Origin of the sequence: Marinobacter sp. (assembly GCF_046484525.1) — a bacterium.
GTDB lineage: Bacteria > Pseudomonadota > Gammaproteobacteria > Pseudomonadales > Oleiphilaceae > Marinobacter.
This window is the reverse complement of sequence record NZ_JAWOIS010000088.1, coordinates 1-18795: the sequence shown is the minus strand read 5'-3', so window position 1 is coordinate 18795 and position 18795 is coordinate 1. Positions and strand designations below refer to the sequence as shown.

16 protein-coding genes are annotated in these 18795 nt (G+C 58.6%); 11 read left to right on the top strand and 5 right to left on the bottom strand.

Going from position 1 to position 18795, the window contains the following annotated elements; genetic code table 11:
* Positions 1-2: 2 nt before the first annotated feature.
* Positions 3-455 carry a type IV pilin protein gene (locus R6W86_RS17355; protein WP_410330599.1) on the top strand — a complete coding sequence of 151 codons (453 nt, stop codon included), beginning with the start codon at positions 3-5 and terminating at the stop codon, positions 453-455.
* Positions 456-495: 40 nt separating this feature from the next.
* On the opposite strand, the gene R6W86_RS17350 is transcribed toward R6W86_RS17355, so the two are convergent.
* From R6W86_RS17350 to R6W86_RS17340, 3 genes are all read right to left on the bottom strand, one after another.
* Complete coding sequence (locus tag R6W86_RS17350; RefSeq protein ID WP_410330598.1) at positions 496-1092, bottom strand: GspH/FimT family pseudopilin; 597 nt, start codon at positions 1090-1092, stop codon at positions 496-498.
* A 76-nt stretch (positions 1093-1168) separates the two neighbouring features.
* Positions 1169-2533 carry a sigma-54-dependent transcriptional regulator gene (locus R6W86_RS17345; protein ID WP_410330597.1) on the bottom strand — a complete coding sequence of 455 codons (1365 nt, stop codon included), beginning with the start codon at positions 2531-2533 and terminating at the stop codon, positions 1169-1171.
* Positions 2534-2589: 56 nt separating this feature from the next.
* Complete coding sequence (locus R6W86_RS17340; RefSeq protein WP_410330596.1) at positions 2590-4236, bottom strand: sensor histidine kinase; 1647 nt, start codon at positions 4234-4236, stop codon at positions 2590-2592.
* A 93-nt stretch (positions 4237-4329) separates the two neighbouring features.
* On the opposite strand from R6W86_RS17340, the gene R6W86_RS17335 reads away from it, so the two are divergent.
* Positions 4330-5994: an NAD+ synthase gene (locus tag R6W86_RS17335; RefSeq protein WP_410330595.1), complete on the top strand. Its 1665-nt coding sequence runs from the start codon at positions 4330-4332 to the stop codon at positions 5992-5994.
* 58 nt (positions 5995-6052) lie between these two features.
* Here the strand turns inward: R6W86_RS17335 and R6W86_RS17330 are convergent, their stop codons facing one another.
* On the bottom strand, positions 6053-6889 hold the full coding sequence (locus R6W86_RS17330) for an outer membrane protein assembly factor BamD (RefSeq protein ID WP_410330594.1): 837 nt from the start codon (positions 6887-6889) through the stop codon (positions 6053-6055).
* A gap of 135 nt (positions 6890-7024) precedes the next feature.
* Here R6W86_RS17330 and rluD point away from each other — a divergent pair, with 135 nt between their 5' ends.
* The 3 genes from rluD (at position 7025) to clpB (ending at position 11625) form a co-directional block, all read left to right on the top strand.
* Positions 7025-8002 (top strand): 23S rRNA pseudouridine(1911/1915/1917) synthase RluD, encoded by a 978-nt coding sequence (gene rluD / locus R6W86_RS17325; RefSeq protein ID WP_410330593.1) that lies wholly within the window; start codon positions 7025-7027, stop codon positions 8000-8002.
* Positions 7992-8747 (top strand): peptidoglycan editing factor PgeF, encoded by a 756-nt coding sequence (gene pgeF, locus R6W86_RS17320; protein ID WP_410330592.1) that lies wholly within the window; start codon positions 7992-7994, stop codon positions 8745-8747. The genes rluD and pgeF overlap by 11 nt, the downstream gene beginning before the upstream one ends.
* 301 nt (positions 8748-9048) lie before the next feature.
* On the top strand, positions 9049-11625 hold the full coding sequence (gene clpB, locus R6W86_RS17315; RefSeq protein WP_410330591.1) for an ATP-dependent chaperone ClpB: 2577 nt from the start codon (positions 9049-9051) through the stop codon (positions 11623-11625).
* A 56-nt stretch (positions 11626-11681) separates the two neighbouring features.
* Here clpB and R6W86_RS17310 read toward each other — a convergent pair whose 3' ends face one another.
* Complete coding sequence (locus R6W86_RS17310) at positions 11682-12143, bottom strand: DUF4124 domain-containing protein (protein WP_410330590.1); 462 nt, start codon at positions 12141-12143, stop codon at positions 11682-11684.
* Positions 12144-12636: 493 nt separating this feature from the next.
* Between R6W86_RS17310 and R6W86_RS17305 the strand changes: the two genes are divergently transcribed.
* From R6W86_RS17305 to R6W86_RS17280, 6 genes are all read left to right on the top strand, one after another.
* Positions 12637-14355, top strand: coding sequence for an acetolactate synthase 3 large subunit (locus tag R6W86_RS17305; protein WP_410330589.1), 1719 nt, complete (start codon positions 12637-12639; stop codon positions 14353-14355).
* Between the two features lie 2 nt (positions 14356-14357).
* A complete protein-coding gene (ilvN, locus tag R6W86_RS17300) occupies positions 14358-14849 on the top strand; it encodes an acetolactate synthase small subunit (RefSeq protein ID WP_092005803.1) in 492 nt (163 codons plus the stop codon).
* Between the two features lie 66 nt (positions 14850-14915).
* The gene (gene ilvC, locus R6W86_RS17295; RefSeq protein WP_410330588.1) at positions 14916-15932 is read left to right on the top strand and encodes a ketol-acid reductoisomerase; all 1017 of its coding nucleotides are present in this window, start codon (positions 14916-14918) and stop codon (positions 15930-15932) included.
* A 91-nt stretch (positions 15933-16023) separates the two neighbouring features.
* Positions 16024-16854: a CDP-diacylglycerol--serine O-phosphatidyltransferase gene (gene pssA, locus R6W86_RS17290; RefSeq protein ID WP_410330587.1), complete on the top strand. Its 831-nt coding sequence runs from the start codon at positions 16024-16026 to the stop codon at positions 16852-16854.
* A gap of 102 nt (positions 16855-16956) precedes the next feature.
* On the top strand, positions 16957-17934 hold the full coding sequence (msrP, locus tag R6W86_RS17285; protein WP_410330586.1) for a protein-methionine-sulfoxide reductase catalytic subunit MsrP: 978 nt from the start codon (positions 16957-16959) through the stop codon (positions 17932-17934).
* A 19-nt stretch (positions 17935-17953) separates the two neighbouring features.
* The gene (locus R6W86_RS17280) at positions 17954-18562 is read left to right on the top strand and encodes a sulfite oxidase heme-binding subunit YedZ (RefSeq protein ID WP_410330585.1); all 609 of its coding nucleotides are present in this window, start codon (positions 17954-17956) and stop codon (positions 18560-18562) included.
* Positions 18563-18795 lie beyond the last annotated feature (233 nt).

Sequence of the window (18795 nt, the reverse complement as noted above, 5' to 3'; positions counted from 1 at the left end):
TGATGAATTCTGGCAAGGAGCAGAGAGGTTTTACTCTTATCGAGTTAATGATTGTGGTGGCGATCATAGGCATTCTTGCTGCGATCGCTTACCCCAGTTATACGGATCACGTGGAAAAGACCCGGCGTTCCGATGCTCAGGGAGCTCTTATGGGGTTGGCAGCCGCGATGGAGCGCCATTATGCGACCAATAATAGTTATGAGGGCGCCGCAAGTGGTGGTGCCGATACCGGTGCGCCCGCCATTTACCCGGATGAGGCGCCACTCGATGGTGATACCAAGTATTATGACCTGACTATCCAGGCTGCCGATGCGACATCGTTCACCTTGCGTGCTGCGCCTAAGGGTGCTCAAGCCGGTGATGGGATGCTGGAGCTGGATTCCACCGGCGCCCGGAGGTGGGACAGCGATGCCAGTAACTCTTTCGATAGTGGTGAGAATACCTGGAGTAAATAATGCAATGAAAAGCCGGTCATCCGACCGGCTTTTCATATAGTTAGCAGGTTATTTCGGTACCCCAGCGTAGTTTAATGATTCCATCCCCATCCTTATCAGACTGAACGCGAAACCGTCCCACCATGTTAACCGCCATATAGGTCATCGTGCCGGTTTCTGGTTCTGCCGCGCACAGTACAAGGCTTCCTGGGGAGCCGTAAGCAAAACCCTTATCATTGAACTGAAAGTATCCTCTCCCGGCTGTTCTTGAGTACATGGTGAAAGGATGGCTGACCGGTTCCTGTACTCGCAGAATTTCCCCGTTGTCAGGCTGTTTATCGTTATTGGCATCTACGAATACTGATATTGGCCGTTGCCAGTCATCCAGGCATTCGTTCTTCTCGGAGAGAGGGCAAATCGTGACAAGGGAATGGTTGCTGGCCGCGGCCCATCGGGCAAAGGCGAACAAGCTGTGGTAGGTGTCGATGATGGTTCGATGTCTGCTGCGTTCCACAGCAGTATTCCAGCCTTGGACGGCCAGACTTGAAACAATGGCGAGAATGGCAATGGTGATGACCAGCTCGGGCACAGTAAAGCCCGCTGGTCTCTGTGTGACCTGCATTATGAATAACGCTCCTTGTTTTAGGTGTTCATCCATGAACGCCCCAGCTTCCTGCCGGGGAGAGTATCTATTGTATAGGGTTTCAGTTTGCGCTTATGTGCGGCTCTTCGCCTTACTCCATCCCCAACTTCTTCAACCGATACCGCAACGCCCGGAAACTGATCCCCAACCGCTTGGCCGCCGCTGTCTTGTTCCACCGAGTAGCCTCCAAAGCTTTCTCAATGGCCTGCCGCTCAATGGTTTCCAGGAACCCTTCGAGATCAATCTCCCCCTCCGGTACGTTGGGTTCATCGGTACCGGGATTGGCCGAACCGGCGGGTTGTACCCCGTTCCCCAAGTGCAAATCGTCGGCGCTGATCCGGTCCTCATCGCATAGGGTGAAGGCCCGTTCCAGGATATTTTCCAGCTCCCGCACGTTGCCGGGGAAGTCGTAGGCCTTGAGTCGTTCGATTGCATCCTGGGTGAGGGCGGCCGGGTCACATTCGTATTCACGGGCGATGCGACCGAGGATGTGGTTGGCGAGCAGGGGAATGTCATCGGGCCGCTCCCGTAGCGGTGGTACCACAAGTTCGATCACGTTTATGCGATAGAACAAGTCCTGGCGGAAGTTACCTTCCTGCACCAGCTCTGGCAGGTTCTTGTGGGTGGCGCTCAGTACCCGGATGTCTACCGGTACCTCCCTGGCGTCGCCCACTGGCCGTACCGCTTTTTCCTGGACGGCCCGCAGCAGTTTCACCTGCATGGCCAGGGGCAGGTCGGCCACTTCGTCCAGGAACAGGGTGCCGCCGTTGGCGGAGCGGAACAGGCCTTCCTTGTTTTCCACGGCGCCGGTGAAGCTGCCTTTCTTGTGGCCGAAAAATTCGCTTTCCATCAGTTCGGAGGGGATAGCACCGCAGTTGACGGCCACGAAGGGTCCATCGCGGCGTGGCCCCTGCAGGTGTATCATCCGGGCCACCAGTTCCTTACCACTACCGGATTCCCCGCTGATGAACACCGGTGCCTGGCTGCGGGCGAGCTTGCGGGTCTGATTGCGGAGCCTGTGGATCTGCGGCGAATTGCCCAGCAAAAGGCCGGGCTCGTCTGTTTCCGCTTCGATCTCCGGTTTGGCGTCGGACAATTTCAGAGCGCTGTTGACCAGCTCCCGCAACCTCGGCAGTTCCACCGGTTTGGAGACAAAATCAAACGCGCCGGCCTTGAGGGATTCGATAGCGGTATCCATATTGCCATAGGCGGTAATCACCGCCACTGGCGTCGCTGGGGCGTGCTGCTGGATCCAGTGTACCAGGTCAATGCCGTTACCGTCCGGCAGGTTCATGTCGGTCAGGCACAGCTGGGGCTGGTGCCTGTCCAATAGCTGCCTGGCGGTAATCAGGTCCGGCGCGGTGAGGGTTTCAACGCCCATCCTGGAGAGGGTGATTTCCAGCAGGTCCCGGATATCCGGCTCGTCATCAACGATCAGTGCGGTATGCGTGGTCATTGTCTAGTGTTGGTTCCATCTCGTTGTGCGGGGCCCCGGGTCAGAATGCTTTGTGATCAGATCATGCGCCCGGGTGGGGCAAAGGTAATGCGGAAACAGCATCCTGGCTGGTCATCTTCCACCAGAGACAGGTGCGCCTGGTTAGACTCGCACAGTTCCCGGGCCAGATAAAGGCCCAGTCCGGTGCCGCTTTTGTCCGTTGTGAAGAACGGCTCAAACACTGAACTCCGGTGCTCTTTTGAGATGCCGGGGCCGTAGTCCCGAACATCCAGATAAGCCCGTTGTCCATCCTCGGTGGCGCCGGCGCTCAGCTTTATATGTTTCTCGCCGCACTGCTGCTGGCTGTAGCGAAGCCCGTTGTCACACAGGTTGACCAGAACCTGTTCGATCTGACTCTTGTCGAAGCGGGCAGCGGGGGACTCAGGATCAATCACAAGGTCGATCCGGACCGGTACCAATTGGTCATCTTGGGTTTGCAGGAAGTCATTACGGAACTCGTGCAGCCAGACCTGAATATCCACCAATTCGGCATTTGCTGCTTTACGCCGGGATAACTCCAGGACGTTTTCTATGATGCCGTTTACCCGACTGGAATGTCGTCGGATGATGTCCAGCATGCGCTTGTCGCCCTCGTCGAGAGCAGAGGATTCCTCCATCAGCTGTGCTGCGTGGCTGATGGCGCCGAGGGGGTTGCGGATCTCGTGGGCGATGCCGGCAGTCAGGCGCCCGAGCGAGGCCAGTTTCATCTGCTGAGCCTGCTGGGTCACCTTGCTCATGTCGTCGATGAACACCAGGATCAGGTCTCCCTGTTCCTGGTCCAGCTGCGTGAAATTGGCCTGTAACAGGGGTGAGGTCGGTGCGGACTGGAACGGAGCAACGCGTTTGCGGGGATCCCCGAGCCAGTCGTCCAGGCCCAGTTTCAGGGGCTGGGGCAGTACTCTGTTTTGCACTTGCGCAGAATCCTCCGCACCTGGAGTGCCAAACAGCAGTTCCTCGGCAGCCGCATTGGCCAGGCGAATCTGGCCAGAGCGATCCAGCACCAGGATGCCGGTACGCATTCGCTGGATAATCTGCTGGTTGATCTGCTCGAGTTCCGCGATGCTACGGGCTCGGCTTGAGGCGAGGGCTTCGCTGCGCATCATTCGACGGGAGATGTTCTGCAGGATAAACGCCGCGGCAAAATAGAGAATGCCGAGGGAGCCGGCGCGGACAATGTCGTCGCCACTTTCATCCAGTACCAGGACCGCCCAACTGGAAATGCCCAGGGAGCACAGAGCGGCAAGGGCGGCATAGAAGGTGCCTATGCGGCTCGGGGTCAGTATGTTGCCGGCGGCGACAGAAATGATGACCAGATTGGCGAGGCCGTTGGTAATACCGGTACTGCTGATCAGCAAACCGTGCATGATCAGGATGTCCAGCAGGATGGAGAGCGTGATATGCCGCTGGCTGGGCTGGAAACCGGCCAGCACGGTCATGCCGATAAAGGCGTTCAAGGCCAGGTAGGACACCACGCCGGCCTGGTAATAGTCCTGCCAGCGAAACCGGGGCTCCATGGCAACCGGCTCGATAAACAGTAGCCCCACCAGCATCAGGCTGACCACCAGCCGGTAGTGGTTGTAGATCCGGAAAAGCTTCACTTGCTGCCAGTTGCCCTGCTGGTAAAGTGCCTGTGCGCTGCCGGTCGGTGAATTGCTGCCTGCCATGGTTGCCTTTTGTCTTTTATCGGTCGGAAGAAATTCTTGCCCTCGCGGGGTTATAATAGCCTTTTCATGGCAATGAGTTACAGGAGCCGATTTATGTCCGTGTCCGGGAACGCCCCGTCCTCCCAATCGCCTGCCCGGAAGTTGCGGGTGGTCATGGCCCAGCTGAATTTCCTGGTAGGGGATATTCCCGGCAATGCCCGGCTGGTGATTGACGCCACCCGCAAGGCGGCCAGTGAGCATCAGGCGGACATCGTGGTGTTTCCGGAACTCTGCCTGACAGGTTATCCACCCGAGGATCTGCTGTTACGCCCGAGCCTGGATCCGCGCGTGGACGAGGCGCTGGAAGAGCTGAAGACTGCAGACCTGGAGCCGGCGATTGTCATCGGTGCACCCCTGCGTCACCAAGGACTGCTCTATAACGGTGCCGTGGTGATCGAGAGGGGCGAAATTACCGGCCGCTATTTCAAGCGGTTCCCGCCCAATTACCAGGTGTTTGATGAAAAGCGTTATTTTGCCGAGGGCAGGGATGTGCTCACCCTTGATATCCGGGGTATTCCGGTCGGTATCACCGTCTGCGAAGACATCTGGAAGGACGGCCCGGTGGAGGATTGTGCCGCATCCGGAGCCCGGCTGATCTTGAACCTGAATGCGTCGCCTTATGACATCGACAAGCAGGCGCGTCGCAAGGCTCTGCTGGAGCGCAAGGCGCAGGAGAATGCGGTCAGTATTGTCTACGTAAACCTGGTCGGTGGACAGGATGAACTGGTGTTCGACGGCGGCTCCATGGTCTACGACCATAGCGGCGTGTTGATGGCCGAAGCGCCGCAGTTCAGCGAGGGCCTGTACCCGGTCGACTTTACCTGCGATCACCATTGCCAGCCAGTATTCCGGCCGCTGCCCGAAGAGCCGTCCCTGGAAGCCAACGTCTACAGCGCCCTGGTCACCGGGGTCCGGGACTACGTGAACAAGAATGGCTTCAAGTCCGTGGTGCTGGGCCTGTCCGGTGGTATCGATTCCGCTATCACCCTGGCCGTCGCGGTGGATGCCCTGGGCAAGGACCGGGTGCGCGCGGTGATGATGCCGTTCCGCTACACCTCCAGCATGAGTCTGGAGGATGCCGAGGCCGAGGCCAACGCTTTGGGCGTGCAGTACGATGTGTTCTCTATCGAGCCCATGTACGATGCCTTCATGGCCACCCTCGCGAAGCCGTTCGAGGGTACAAAGCCGGACACCACCGAGGAAAACCTCCAGGCGCGACTGCGAGGTGTGCTGCTGATGTCCCTGTCCAACAAGTTTGGCTCGCTAGTGCTGACGACCGGCAACAAGAGCGAGATGGCGGTGGGGTATTCCACACTATACGGTGACATGGCTGGCGGGTTTGATGTGCTGAAGGATGTGCCCAAGACCCTGGTTTTCCGCCTGGCGCGCTACCGCAACACGGTGTCCCCGGTGATCCCCGAGCGGGTCATTACCCGTCCGCCCTCGGCCGAGCTGGCGCCGGACCAGAAGGATGAGGACAGCCTGCCCGGGTACGATGTGCTGGACCAGATCCTTAATCTTTATGTCGAGCGGGATTTCAGCGCCGAGGCTATTGTGGCGGAGGGCTTCGATGCCAACGATGTGGCGAGGGTGATTCGGTTGGTGGATATCAATGAGTACAAGCGCCGACAGGCGCCGATCGGCGTCCGGATTACCGAGCGGGGGTTTGGGAAGGATCGGCGGTATCCGATTACCAATGGCTGGAAGAGCGGGAAGTAGCGGGGATGAAGATGGGGTCAGATGAAAGCTTTCATCTGACCCCATCTTCACGTCAATCTCACTCGTCGCCCGTCAACCCGAACGTCACCACATTCATCAACGACCGGTTCTCCCCCTTCAACCGATCCGCCACAAATTCTCCGTCCTCGTTAAACGCCTCACTGTCCGGAAAGTTCTCCCGCAGCAGGGCAATACTGTCCCGCGCACCTTTTTTCAGGTCCAGGAACTGGTAGGTCTCAGCCATGATGATGAGGGCTTCTTCCACGGCCGGGGCTGATGGGTAGTTCTGCACCACATAGCGCGCCCGGTTATTGGCGGCCAGGTAGGCCTGGCGTTTGACGTAATAGCGGGCGGCGTGCAGCTCCAGTTCTGCCATGCGGTTACGAATGGCGATCATTCGCTGGCGGGCATCGCTGGCGTAGGGGCTGTCCGGGTAGCGGTTCAGCAGTTGCGAGAAGTCCCGGAACGCCTGAACCTGTTCGCCTGGATTGCGGGCGGCCACGTCGATGGGAAAGTAGCGGGCCGCCAGGCCGATATCCAGGTTGTAGGAAGCGAGGCCGCGCATGTACAGGGCGTAATCGGCATGGTCACTCTGGGGATTCAGTCGCAGGAAGCGGTCCGCCGCGGCCCGGGCGCCTTCCAGATCAAGGTTCTGATAGCGGGCATAGATCAGATCCAACTGGGCCTGTTCAGCATAGCGGCCAAACGGGTAATAGGTCTCCAGGGCATCCAGGTTCTGCTCGGCTTCATTGAAGTTGCCGGAATCCATCGCCTGACGTGCGTTCTCGTAATAGGTCTGCTCCGGCAGGACTTCTTCTTCCCGTTTGTTACTGGCGCAGGCGCTGATCATCACCACCAGGGTGGACAGCAACAGCAAACGAACAACTGATCTCATGCCGGAATCCCGTATAATGTCGAAAAGTTTTTGAACAGCGGCCATTGTAGCGGGGAAGACGTCCCATGTGCAGAGGTTCCCTTGCTTGATTGCCAGAATCTGATCAAAACGTAACACACCGGCCCCGGGGGCTTGATGTCATCTGAAAACCGAATTACTGCCCGATTTGTTGTTCCACCTGATTTGAGTGACCGCAGGCTCGACCAGGCTGCGGCCGCCTTGATGCCCGAGCACTCCCGCTCCCGCCTCCAAGGCTGGATCAAGGACGCCACCCTGACGGTCAACGGTGAGGCCCGAAAGCCCCGTGATAAAGTCATGCTTGATGACGTCATCGAACTGGATGCAGAGCCGGAAGTGCAGGTGAGCTGGGAAGCGGAAGATATTCAGCTGGATATTGTCTACGAAGACGAACACCTGCTGGTGATCAACAAGCCGGCAGGTCTGGTGGTGCATCCGGCGGCAGGCCACGCGGCGGGTACCCTGGTCAACGCGGTCCTGAGTTACGCCCCGGAAGTGGAAAACCTGCCCCGTGCGGGTATTGTGCACCGGCTCGACAAGGACACCTCCGGCATCATGGTGGTGGCCCGCAGCCTGATAGCCCACACCTCGCTGGTTGATCAGCTTCAGACCCGCACCATGGGGCGCGAGTACGACGCGGTTGTGGTGGGCACACTTACCGGTGGCGCCACGATTGATGCCCCGATTGGTCGACACCCCCGCGAGCGCAAGAAAATGGCGGTGGTCTCCAGCGGCAAGCCGGCCGTCACCCACTACCGATTGGCGGAACGCTTTGCCGCCCACACCCATATTCGCTGCAAGCTGGAAAGCGGCCGGACCCATCAGATCCGTGTACACATGGCCCATGTCAAGCACCCACTTGTGGGCGACCAGCTCTACGGTGGCCGCATGCGCCTGCCCAAAGGCTCCACCGAGGAACTGCGGGAAGTACTCTCCGGTTTCAACCGTCAGGCACTTCATGCCCGGCAACTGACCCTCGAGCATCCAGAAACCGGGGAAATCCTCACCTGGGAAGTGCCGCTGCCAGAGGATATGGTTCACCTGATTGAAGCCCTGCGCAAACACGTCCGGGAGCTCGAGAGCCATGATTTCTGAACAGGCCGTCCTCCGCCCCGACTGGTCGGTGCCCAGAAACATCCAGGCGTTGTGCACTACCCGCCAGGGCGGTGTCAGTGCGTCGCGGTGGGACACCCTAAACCTCGGCAGTCATGTCGGTGACAACCCCGGCCATGTCCAGTCTAATCGACAGCGTCTGGCTGACTTCACCGGTCTGGACGCTTCCCGTATCGCCTGGTTGAACCAGGTTCACGGAACCACAGTGGTGGAGATCACCGCTGACAACGTCGCGACGGTCCCGGAAGCCGATGCCAGTTTCACCCGGGAACCGGGAATTGCCTGCGCCATCCTGACCGCTGACTGTCTGCCGGTGGTGTTGTGTGACCGAACGGGGAGTGTTGTCGGTGCCGCTCATGCCGGTTGGCGAAGCCTGTGCGGTGGCGTACTGGAAAACCTGATCAGCGCCATGGCAGTACCCGGCGAGGAACTGATCGCCTGGCTGGGCCCGGCCATTGGCCCGAAGCAATTCGAAGTCGGCCCGGAAGTTCGCGATGCATTCCTCTCGCACAATCGGGACGCCGCCAGAGCATTCAAAGAAGAGGGCGCCCGCCCCGGTCACTACCTGGCTGATATCTATCAACTGGCCCGTCAACGCCTGGCCAGTGCCGGCGTTCGCTCCGTTTCCGGCGGCAGCCTCTGCACCGTTCGCGATCGGGACTGGTTTTTCTCCTACCGGCGCGATGGTCAGACCGGACGGATGGCGACGCTGATCTGGATGGAATAACGGATCCGTCGTATCTCGACAGTATGGGCGAGGAGGAGGCCTGTCCCTCCAGAACTGTCTGCAGCATGGATGCTGCAGTCAAGCCTACAGGGACGTATTCACGGCGTGTTCTGGAGGGACGGGCCTCCTCCTCGCTTCCCCCGAATCTGAATGACCACGGTCAATTTCCAGCCATAATCAGCCTCCACGAGCTTGAAGTCCCACCACCCGCCCCTACATTTAAATGCAAAGCAATTTGGATATAACCGAACCGCCAAAGGGTTCGCCAGATATCCGCTAACTGATTTGGGGAAACGGAACCATGAGAATCGACAAGCTCACCAGCAAACTGCAGACCGCCCTGGCGGACGCGCAGTCGCTCGCGGTTGGCAAGGACCACAACTTCATTGAGCCCCTGCACCTGATGCAGGCGCTACTCGACCAGGAAGGCAGCTCCATCAAGCCGCTGCTGAAACAGGCCGGCGCAGACCCGTCACGTATCCGCCAGGCCATCGCCCAGGAAATCGAGAACCTGCCGGAAGTGAAAGGCTCCGCCGGCGATGTCTCCATGTCCAACGACATGGGCCGCCTGCTCAACATGGCGGACAAACTGTCCCAAAAGCGCAAGGACCAGTTCATTTCCAGTGAACTCATGCTGCTGGCTGCCTTGGAAGACCGGGGCACCCTGGGCCGGGTAATGCGCGAGCAGGGCGTCGACAAGGCCTCCCTGGAAAAGGCCATCGACGACGTTCGTGGCGGCGAGGCCGTCACCGATCCGGGTGCCGAGGAAAACCGCCAGGCCCTGTCCAAGTACACCATCGACCTCACGGAACGTGCTGCCGAAGGCAAACTCGACCCGGTTATCGGCCGTGATGACGAGATCCGCCGCACCATCCAGGTGCTGCAACGCCGCCGTAAGAACAACCCGGTACTGATCGGCGAACCTGGCGTGGGCAAGACCGCCATTGTCGAAGGCCTGGCCCAGCGTATCGTCAACGGCGAAGTGCCCGAGGGCCTGAAGGATAAAAAGGTCCTGTCGCTGGACATGGGCTCATTGATTGCCGGTGCCAAGTTCCGCGGTGAGTTCGAGGAGCGCCTGAAGGCGCTGCTGAACGAGCTATCCAAGCAGGAAGGGCAGATCATCCTGTTCATCGACGAGATCCACACCATGGTCGGCGCCGGCAAGGCCGAAGGTTCCATGGACGCTAGCAACATGCTGAAGCCGGCCCTGGCCCGGGGTGAACTGCACTGCGTGGGCGCCACCACCCTGGACGAGTACCGGGAGAACATCGAGAAGGATGCCGCGCTCGAGCGCCGGTTCCAGAAGGTACTGGTCAACGAGCCGAGCGAGGAAGACACCATTGCCATCCTGCGTGGTCTGAAAGAGCGTTACGAGGTTCACCACGGTGTTGAAGTCACCGACGGTGCCATCATCGCGGCGGCCAAGCTGTCCCACCGGTACATTACCGACCGGCAGCTTCCGGACAAGGCGATCGACCTGGTGGACGAAGCCGCCAGTCAGATCCGCATGGAGATGGATTCCAAACCCGAGGCGCTGGACCGTCTCGAGCGCCGGCTGATCCAGTTGAAGATCGAGCGCGAGGCCCTGAAGAAGGAGAAGGACGAGGCGTCCAAGAAGCGGTTGTCAGAACTGTCTGACGTGATTTCCGATGTCGAGCGCGAGTACGCCGATCTGGAGGAAGTCTGGAATTCCGAAAAGGCGGCGCTCCACGGCTCTCAGAAGATCAAGAGCGATCTGGAGCAGGCGCGAATTGACCTGGAAAACGCCCGCCGTGCCGGCGATCTGGGCCGCATGTCCGAGCTGCAGTACGGCAAGATTCCGGAGCTGGAGCGCCAGCTGGAAATGGCCGGCCAGGCCGAGATGAAAAAGATGGAGCTTTTGCGTAACCGCGTCACCGACGAGGAGATCGCCGAGGTGGTCTCCAAGTGGACCGGCATCCCTGTATCGAAGATGCTCGAAGGCGAGCGTGACAAGCTCATGCGCATGGAAGAGGCCCTGCACGACCGGGTGATCGGTCAGGATGAGGCGGTGGAAGCCGTCTCCAATGCCGTTCGCCGTTCCCGCGCCGGCCTGTCAGATCCGAACCGGCCCAACGGCTCGTTCCTGTTCCTCGGCCCGACCGGGGTGGGCAAGACCGAGCTGTGCAAGTCCCTCGCATCGTTCCTGTTCGATACCGAGGAGGCCATGGTGCGCATCGACATGTCCGAGTTCATGGAGAAGCACTCCGTGGCTCGCCTCATCGGCGCGCCTCCCGGCTATGTCGGCTATGAGGAGGGTGGCTATCTGACCGAAGCGGTACGTCGTCGCCCGTATTCGGTGCTGCTGCTTGATGAGGTGGAGAAGGCGCACCCGGATGTGTTCAACATTCTCCTGCAGGTGCTGGAGGATGGCCGCCTGACCGATGGCCAGGGCCGCACGGTGGACTTCCGCAACACCGTGATCGTGATGACCTCGAACCTGGGCTCCGACATCATCCAGCAGAAAGCGGGTGAGGAGAACTACGAGGCCATGAAAAGCGCGGTGATGGAAGTGGTAGGCACCCACTTCCGCCCCGAATTCATCAACCGCGTGGACGAAGTGGTGGTGTTTCATCCGCTGGCGGAAGACCAGATCCGTGGCATCGCGAAGATCCAGATCGCCGGCCTGAGCAAGCGCCTGAAGGAACAGGACATGAAGCTGGAGCTGGATGCTGGGGCTATGGATCTGCTGGCGGAGGTCGGTTACGACCCGGTCTATGGCGCCCGGCCGCTGAAGCGGGCCATTCAGCGCAACATCGAAAACCCGCTGGCGCAGAAGCTGTTGCAGGGAGAGTTTGTGCCGGGGGACACCATCCGCGGCACGGTGAAGAATCACCAGTTGGTGTTCGAGAAGGCCTGATCGGTCGGTGAAGTCGGGGTCAGATGAACGCTTTCATCTGACCCCACCGTCACCTATTACTCTTCCATCGGCCCACAGTTCTCTTCGGCAACCTTCTCAAACCGCATCCGCTGCTCGGCAATCTCCTCCGGTGACAGATACCGTCGCTCGCCGTTTTCCTCCACCTGAATCCGCGCATTGCTGTCAATGACCCGCAAATTCGATTGGGCAGTGGCACAGTTGGCTTCGCGCTGCTTGCGGATCGCCTCCATCTCGGCCTGTTCACGCTCGGTGAGCTGGCGCTTTTCCGCTTCCTGCTCCATGGCCTGCACCTGCTCCTGGGGGCTGGTGCGGCTGGACGCGTTGGCCGAGCCCTTGCCGGAACGGACACTGACCTGTTCGGCTTTGCTGCCCGTGGGCTGGCGGTCTCCAAAGTGGGTGACGCCATTCTCGTCCGTCCATTTGTAGACGGAACCGCTGTGGGCCATGCCCGGTGCCAAAGCCATTAACAGGGTCAACATCAGGATTTTTCTGTTCATGGATCTACTCGCCGTGGTTTGCTGCCGGTCAGATTCCGCTGCCGGTTGGAATTATTGGTGAAGTCTATCATGCCATCCGTGACGCGGATTTTCTTTCGTCTGGTTCAAATCTCTGGGTCCGGATTGACCGAGTATGGCAGACCAACGGCCATATTGGACACTAACGCCTATTGACAGGGAGTTTCGCGCTGTCAGAATTGGCCATTGCCTGAAACTGGGGTTAATTCGGCAGGCAATCCCGAGCGAGTATCCCCCGTTAATCACCACACTTAACACGTCGGGTCCCGATGTGCGCTGGTTGTTGCTTACGTGCAACCCGTTGATTGGTCGTTCTCCGCAACCCTCAGGAGTGCGACTGGCCAGGAGACAACCTCTTATTTTGCAGGTGTGGAGGAGCAAGCCGGTTCCGCTTTCACAAGAAGCAGGGAGACCGTGAATCCAGGCAACCGGGACGAAACCCGGCTCATTCACTCGTAGAAGAGGGTAGAAAATCGTGGAGTTATTGTCTGGCGCCGATATGCTGATCCGGTCCCTTCAGGATGAAGGTATCGAATACATATACGGCTATCCGGGTGGTGCAGCCCTTCATATTTATGATGCGCTGTTCAGGCAGGACAAAGTCAAGCACATTCTGGTACGCCATGAGCAGGCGGCGGTCCATATGGCCGACGGTTATGCCCGCGCGACCGGAAAACCAGGTACCGTACTGGTGACCTCGGGTCCTGGAGCCACCAACACCATTACCGGCATTGCCACCGCTTTCATGGATTCCATCCCCATGGTGGTTCTGTGCGGTCAGGTTGCCTCCCACCTTATTGGTGAGGATGCCTTCCAGGAAACCGACATGATCGGTGTGTCCCGTCCCGTGGTGAAACACAACCTGAGTGTGCGGCACCCCGAGGAAATCCCCGAAATCATTCGCAAGGCCTACTACATTGCCGCGACCGGTCGCCCCGGCCCGGTGGTGGTGGATATCCCCAAGGATATGACCACGCCGAACGAGCGCTATGAGTATTCCTATCCGAAGAAGGTCAAGTTGCGCTCCTACAATCCGGCCATTCGTGGCCACGCTGGCCAGATCAAGAAAGCGGTCGATATGCTCCTCGCAGCCAAGCGTCCGGTGATTTATGCCGGTGGCGGCGTCATTCTGGGTAAGGCGTCGAACCAGATGACAGAGCTGACCCGCATGCTGGGGTACCCGCTCACCAACACCCTGATGGGCATCGGTTGTTATCCGGCCTCCGATAAACAGCACCTGGGCTGGCTGGGCATGCATGGTACCTACGAAGCCAACATGGCCATGCACCACTCGGATCTGATCCTGGCAGTGGGCGCCCGATTTGACGACCGGGTAACCAACGCCACCGAGAAGTTCTGTCCGGGTGCACGGATCATCCACATCGACATCGATCCGGCCTCCATCTCCAAGACCGTGGAGGCGGATGTGCCCATCGTTGGCCCCGTGGATGCGGTGCTCAAGGAAATGCTTGCCCTGGTGAAAGAGAGCAAGGACAAGCCGGATGCCGACGCCATTGCCTCCTGGTGGAAGCAGATCGACGAGTGGCGAGCGTTCCACGGCATGCGTTACGAAAACAACCCGGATGTCATCAAGCCGCAGGAAGTGATCGAACTGCTGTGCAAGCTGACCAACGGCGAGGCGTTCGTCACCTCCGACGTGGGTCAGCACCAGATGTTCGCTGCCCAGTACTACAGGTTCGACAAGCCCAATCGCTGGATCAACTCCGGTGGCCTGGGCACCATGGGCTTCGGCCTGCCGGCGGCGATGGGGGTCAAGCTCACCCATCCGGACGACGAGGTGCTGTGCATCACCGGTGAGGGCAGTATCCAGATGAACATCCAGGAGCTGTCCACCTGCAAGCAGTACAACCTGCCGGTGAAGATCATCAACCTGAACAACCAGGCCCTGGGTATGGTGAAGCAGTGGCAGGACATGAACTACGAGTCCCGTCACTCCCAGTCCTACATGGAGTCCCTGCCGGACTTTATCAAGCTGGCAGAAGCTTATGGCCACGTGGGCGTGCGCATCGAGAAGAAGGAAGACCTTGAGTCCAAGCTCAAGGAAGTCCTGGCGATGAAAGACAAGCTGGTCTTTGTCGATATCTATGTAGACCGCTTCGAGCATGTCTACCCGATGCAGGTGGCCCGCGGTTCCATGAAAGACATGTGGCTCAGCAAGACGGAGAGGGTGTGATCATGCGTCGAATCATTTCTGTTTTGCTGGAAAACGAGCCGGGTGCGCTGTCACGGGTTGTTGGTCTGTTCTCCCAGCGCAACTACAACATTGAAACACTGACCGTGGCGCCGACCGAGGACGAGACCCTGTCCCGTCTGACCGTCACCACCACCGGTTCTGACAAGGTCATCGAACAGATCACCAAGCAGCTGAACAAGCTGATTGAAGTGGTGAAATTGGTGGACCTGACCGAGGGCGCCCACATCGAACGCGAACTGATGTTGGTGAAGCTGAAAGCGACTGGATCCCAGCGTGCCGAGATCAAGCGCACGGTGGATATCTTCCGCGGCCAGATCGTGGATGTCACCAGCTCGGTGTACACGGTCCAGTTGGCGGGAGACAGCGACAAGCTGGATGGCTTTATCCAGGCCGTCGGTACTTCCGGAGTGCTGGAAGTGGTCCGTACCGGGGTTTCTGGTATTGCCCGCGGCGAAAAGGTGCTGAGCCTGTAACGGCCAGATTTGACAAGTTTGAACATTATGGCCCTGCGGGGCAAATACAAATAACAGAGGTTTCTCATGCAGGTTTACTACGATAAGGATTGTGATCTTTCCATCATCCAGGGCAAGAAAGTCGCCATCATCGGTTTCGGTTCCCAGGGCCATGCCCACGCGTGCAACCTGAAAGAATCCGGTGTTGACGTGACCGTGGGTCTGCGTCCGGGTTCTTCTTCCATCGCCAAGGCCGAAGCCTATGGTCTGAAGACCAGCGACGTGCCGTCTGCCGTTGCCGCCGCTGACGTGGTCATGGTCTTGACTCCGGACGAGTTCCAGGCCCAGCTGTACAAGGCCGAGATCGAGCCGAACCTGAAGGAAGGCGCGACCCTGGCATTCGCCCACGGCTTTGCCATCCACTACAACCAGATCGTTCCGCGCAAGGATCTGGACGTAATCATGGTCGCCCCGAAGGCTCCGGGTCACACCGTTCGTACCGAATTCGCCAACGGTGGCGGTATTCCTGATCTGATCGCCATCTTCCAGGACGCTTCCGGCAACGCCAAGAACCTGGCCCTGTCCTACGCCAGCGGTATCGGTGGCGGCCGTACCGGCATCATCGAAACCAGCTTCAAGGACGAGACTGAAACCGACCTGTTCGGCGAGCAGGCCGTTCTGTGTGGCGGTACTGTTGAGCTGGTCAAGGCCGGTTTCGAAACTCTGGTTGAAGCCGGTTATGCGCCGGAGATGGCCTACTTCGAATGTCTGCACGAGCTGAAGCTGATCGTGGATCTGATGTACGAAGGCGGCATCGCCAACATGAACTACTCAATCTCCAACAACGCGGAGTATGGTGAGTACGTGACCGGCCCGGAGATCATCAACGAGCAGTCCCGCGAAGCCATGCGCAATGCTCTGAAGCGCATCCAGAGCGGCGAGTATGCCAAGATGTTCATCTCCGAAGGCAGCCTGAACTACCCGTCCATGACCGCGCGCCGTCGTGACAACGCGGCCCACCAGATCGAAGTGGTTGGTGAGAAGCTGCGTTCCATGATGCCGTGGATCACTGCCAACAAGATCGTGGACAAGGATAAGAACTGATCCGGATTCCCGGCACAGTTTTCGAAAACGCGGCCCGGGTGGCCGCGTTTTTCGTATATACTCCGCCCAAATGCTTTCCGGAGTTCCAGGAATGACTGACGAGAAAAAATCTGCCGCTGCAGAAGAAGCCACCTTCAAGAATGAACAGCAAGAAACCCCGGATCCGGAGATCGATTCCGGGGAGGTCGTGGAAGAAGAGCTGGTCGAGGGGGCGCCTGTCCGTCGCAAGGGCATTTACCTGTTGCCCAATGCCCTGACAACCGCCTCCCTGTTTTCAGGGTTTTACGCAATCGTGTCAGCGGCCAACGGCGTCTTCGACAATGCCGCGATCGCGGTTTTCGTCTCCATGATCCTCGACGGGCTGGATGGCCGAGTGGCCAGGATGACCAACACCCAGAGCAAGTTCGGCGAGGAGTATGACAGTCTCGCGGATATGGTTGCCTTCGGTGTGGCGCCGGGTCTGGTGGCCTTTTTCTGGTCCCTGAACGGTCTTGGTAAGTTTGGCTGGGCCATCACCTTCATTTATGTTGCCGGCGCGGCCTTGCGGTTGGCCCGTTTCAATACCCAGATCGGTTCGGTGGACAAGAAGTTCTTTGTGGGGTTGGCCAGTCCGTCCGCGGCCGCCTGTGTTGCCGGCCTGGTCTGGTGTTTTCATCAGTTCGAGCCGTCCACCTGGCTGACAATACTGACTGTTATTGTGGTTGGTGGTACTGGCGTGCTCATGGTGAGCAATATTTTCTACCGCAGCTTCAAGGATCTTGATCTGCGCGGCCGGGTCCCGTTTGCTGCCATCTTGTTGGTGGTACTGATGCTTGTTGTGATCGCTCTGGATCCGGCAACCGTATTGTTTACCGTGTTCCTGCTCTATGCATTGTCCGGACCTGCCCGCGCCCTGTTTCGCGGCAAACCACGCCGCCAATAAGGCGTAGCAACCCTGCAGTACTTGCCCCGGGCCCGGCGCCCGGGGAATTATCGAGGGATACTCCGGTCAATCACTCAGGCTTCTGGTTAACGGAGATTCCCGATGCTTATCAAGAAACGCCCGCCCTGGGCTCTTTCCCAATCTGATATCACGCCAGAATCAGTTTACCTCGATCGTCGCCGTTTCATGGGTGGTATGGTTGCCGCCGCGCTGGCTGGTGCTGGAGTGCCTCGCCTTGTGGACGCCGCAGCCGCACCGGTGCAGGGCGAATCCGTCGAATTTACAGCAATGCCGGGATTCTCCACCGATGAACAGAAAACCCCGTATGAAGATGTAACTCGTTACAACAACTTCTACGAGTTCGGGACCGATAAAGGCGATCCCGCGCGGTACGCGGATGAGATGTCTGTGGATCCCTGGTCGGTGACCGTCGGGGGAGAGTGTGAAAAGCCGGGAACTTACGATCTGGAGGATCTGGTCCGCCCCCACGACTACCAGGAACGAATTTACCGGTTACGTTGCGTTGAAGCCTGGTCCATGGTGATTCCCTGGATCGGGATTCCGCTGGCGGACATGCTCAAGCGCTTCGAACCGAACTCCCGGGCGAAGTACGTCTATTTTGAAACGCTCCACGATCCGGATCAGATGCGGGCGCAGCGCTCGCTGTTCAGTACCATCGACTGGCCATATCAGGAAGGCCTCAGGATGGATGAGGCCATGAATGAGCTGAGCTTCATGGCCGTCGGTCTCTATGGCAAAACCCTTCCAAAACAGAACGGCGCGCCCATGCGGCTGGTTGTGCCCTGGAAATACGGCTTCAAGAGTATCAAGTCCATTGTGAAGATCCGTTTCCAGGAGGAGCGGCCGAAAACCACCTGGGAAATGATTGCTCCGCAGGAGTACGGCTTCTATGCCAACGTGAACCCGGCGGTGGACCATCCGCGCTGGAGTCAGAAGCGAGAGCGCAGGCTGCCGTCGGGACTGTTAAGCCCGAACTGGATGGAAACCCGGAAGTTCAATGGTTATGGCGAGCAGGTTGCCCACTTGTACAAGGGGATGGACCTGACTAAGTACTATTGAACGGAAATCAGGACCAATCATGACCATCCCGATGCTGCCGTTCAGAATAGTGGTCTTCCTGCTGTCCTGTGTGCCGTTTGCGTTACTGGTCTTCGATATTGTCACCGGGTCCCTCGGCCCAGACCCGGGGCAAAGGGTAACCGAGACGCTCGGCCTGTCGGCATTCCAGTTGCTGATTGTGACGTTGTTAATGACGCCCTTGGCGCGCTGGGCTCATTGGTCTGGGTGGATAAAAATCCGCAGGATGGTTGGCTTGTTTGCGTTCTTTTATGCAACGCTTCACCTGATAGCGTTCCTGCAGTTTATCCTGGGGTGGACCGATCTGTGGGCGACCTTCACCAAGCGCCCCTATATTATCTTCGGAAGTATGGCGTTCCTGTTGCTGATTCCGCTGGCAGCCACGTCCACCAAATCGATGATGCGCAGAGTGGGGCGGCGGTGGAAGCCGCTGCACCGTCTGGTTTATCCGGCTGTCGCCTTGGCGTGGCTGCACTTCATCTTCCAGGCGCGGAGCGATATCACCGAGATGGTGATTTATGGATTGGTGGTGGTCTTTTTACTTGGCATAAGAGGGTACTGGTTCGGATGGTATTCCCTGATTCCGCTGAGGGCACCCAGAAGAAGCTGAAACAGGTGATTGGCTGACCGTTTTGGGTAGTATTTGAACAGCCGAATAGGTGGATACCGAAGCTCTGGAAAATAAACCGAAATTGGTCGTTGACAGTTTTCCTGAGGGCTGTAGAATGCGCACCACTTCTGAGGGACAAGCCACTGAGACAGCGGCGGCCCGGAGGAGGTAACTGTTTGAAAGCGCTGAAGAAAAACGATTTCAGATTTCTTCAGAAAGCGGTTGACAAGGTG